This is a genomic window from Azospirillum sp. TSO22-1, from assembly GCF_003116015.1.
Lineage (GTDB): Bacteria > Pseudomonadota > Alphaproteobacteria > Azospirillales > Azospirillaceae > Azospirillum.
In genome coordinates this window covers 1-2362 of record NZ_LGQZ01000074.1, presented here as the reverse complement: position 1 = coordinate 2362, position 2362 = coordinate 1, and the positions used below count along the sequence as shown (strand labels likewise).

Genomic DNA, 2362 nt, shown 5'->3' with positions numbered 1-2362 from the left:
TGTCAGCGCCGGATGAATACTCCTCAAAAGGGGCGGCTGAAATTTCCCCAGGCTGACGCAACGGCACGGCCCCGGGGCGTACGCCCCGGGGCCGTGCGGCCGCCCGCTGCCCATCATTCCCTCGGTGGGTCGAGGGAGGGCGCGGGTGGTCACACGTGGGGAACTCGTCATGATTCTCGATCTTGCCCGCGAGGGCATGTCCGTGTTGGCGATCGCGCGCCGCACCGGGCTGGACCGCAAAACCATCCGCAAGTACATCGCCCGCGGTCTGGAGCCGCCGGCCTACACGCCACGCCCGCCCAAACCGACGCTCGTCGGCCCCTTTGAGCCCTATCTGCGCGAGCGCATCGCCGCGTTTCCGGAACTCACCGCCAGTCGTCTGCTGCGTGAGATCCGCGTCCTCGGCTACGCGGGTGGCTACACGGCGCTGAAAGACTTCCTGCGCACCGTCCGCCCCAAGCCCACAGCCACCTTCGAGCGCCGCTTCGAAACTCCGCCGGGCAAGCAGGCCCAGGTCGACTTCGCCTTCTTCAAGACGGCCTTCACCGATGAGCCCGAGGTGGAGCGCATCGTCTGGCTGTTCTCCATCGTGCTCGGCCACAGCCGCATGATGTGGGCCCGCTTCGTCGCCCGTCAGGACCTGCAGACCGTGCTGCGCTGCCACGTCGCCGCCTTCGAGGCGTTCGGCGGCGTGCCCGAGCAGATCCTCTACGACCGCATGAAGACCGCCGTGCTCGGCGAGGCCGAGGATCCCGATCAGCCCGGCAAGGGCATCGCCTACAACGCCAAGCTCCTGGACCTCGCCGGCCATTACGGCTTCCTGCCGAAGGCCTGCAAACCCTACCGGGCGAAAACCAAAGGCAAGGTGGAGCGCCCCTTCCGCTACGTGCGCGAGGATTTCTTCCTGGGGCGCAGCTTCCGCAACCTCGAGGACCTGAACGCCCAGTTCACCCAATGGCTGGACCAGATCGCCAACCTTCGCCGGCACGCCACGACGGGCCGGGTCGTCGTCGAGCACTTCGCCGAGGAGCGCCTCGCCCTCAAGGCGCTGCCGGCTGGCCCGTTCAACACCGTGCTGGCCCTGGAACGCCGCATCACCCGCGAGGGCATGGTGTCGGTGGCCGGCAATCTCTACTCGGTGCCGGACAGCACACGCCGGCGCACCGTCGAAGTGCAGGTCACGGCCGACGCGGTGAACATCCTGGAGGACGGCGCGCTCGTCGCATCGCATCCTCCGCTGGAGGGGCGCGGCCAACGCCGCATCGCCCCCGACCACCGCACCCACCCGCCGCCGGGCAACAGCCTAACGCCGCGCGAGGATGCCAAACCCGCGGCGCCGCGGCCCTGCGGCGACACGGTCACACCGCGGGACTTGGCCATCTACGACGCCATCGGCCGCCGCCTTGCCGGCCAGGAGAGTGTCCGATGAGCACCGTCTCGCTCGACGCCGGGCCGGCCACCCTGGACCGCATCCGCCGTCATCTGGTCGGCCTGAAGATGCCGCGTGCCCTGGAGGTGCTGGAGCACATCCTGCGCCGCATCGAGCGCGGCGAGATCTCCGCCCTGGAGGCCATCGACAGCCTGCTCGGCGAGGAGCTGACCCTGCGCGAAGGGCGGCGGGTGAAGAGCGCGCTGAAGATGGGGCGGCTGCTCAACATCAAGACGCTGGCCGGCTTCGACTTCTCCTTCCAGCCCTCGCTCGACCGCGACCGCATCATGGCGCTGGCGCAGCTCGACTTCGTGGAGCGCCACGAGGTGGTGCATTTCCTCGGCCAGCCCGGCTGCGGCAAGACGCACCTGGCGCTCGCCCTGGGCGTCGAGGCGGTCAAGGCCGGACGCTCGGTGTACTTCGCCACGCTGGCCGACATCGTCGGTTCGCTGGCCAAGGCGGAACGGGAGGGGACGCTGCGCGAGCGGCTGCGCTTCCTGTGCCGGCCGCAGTTGCTGATCGTGGACGAGATCGGTTACCTGCCGGTGATCCCCGGCGGCGGTAACCTGTTCTTCCAGCTCGTGAATGCCCGCTACGAGCGCGGCGCCATGATCCTGACGTCGAACCGCGGCTTTTCCGAATGGGGCGACGTCTTCGGCGGCACCGTGGTCGCCACGGCGCTGCTGGACCGGCTGTTGCACCATGCCATCGTGGTCCAGATCGAGGGCGCCAGCTACCGTTTGCGCCGTCACGCCGAGCTGATCCCGGAGACCACCCGCACCCGGCCGATCAGCGCCCCTCCACCACCGCCGCGCCGCCGCGGGCGGCCACCGAAAGCGAGGCCCATCGACCCAGCCGCCGATCCTTGACTCCGCCAACCATCTGGGGATTTTTCGCCCGCCCGTTTTGGGGAAACTTCATCCGGCCTTTACA

Annotated in this window: 2 protein-coding genes; both read left to right on the top strand. The window is 69.1% G+C overall.

All coding sequences use genetic code 11. The features are described 5' to 3' along the window. Positions 1-145: 145 nt before the first annotated feature. Complete coding sequence (gene istA / locus TSO221_RS18990) at positions 146-1429, top strand: IS21 family transposase (protein ID WP_109120092.1); 1284 nt, start codon at positions 146-148, stop codon at positions 1427-1429. After that, positions 1426-2298: an IS21-like element helper ATPase IstB gene (istB, locus tag TSO221_RS18985; protein WP_109120091.1), complete on the top strand. Its 873-nt coding sequence runs from the start codon at positions 1426-1428 to the stop codon at positions 2296-2298. Before istA ends, istB begins: the two co-directional genes overlap by 4 nt. Positions 2299-2362 lie beyond the last annotated feature (64 nt).

Excerpts from the sequence above, each read along its gene's own strand:
- istB (WP_109120091.1), top strand. The coding sequence starts at position 1,426 with ATGAGCACCGTCTCGCTCGACGCCGGGCCGGCCACCCTGGACCGCATC.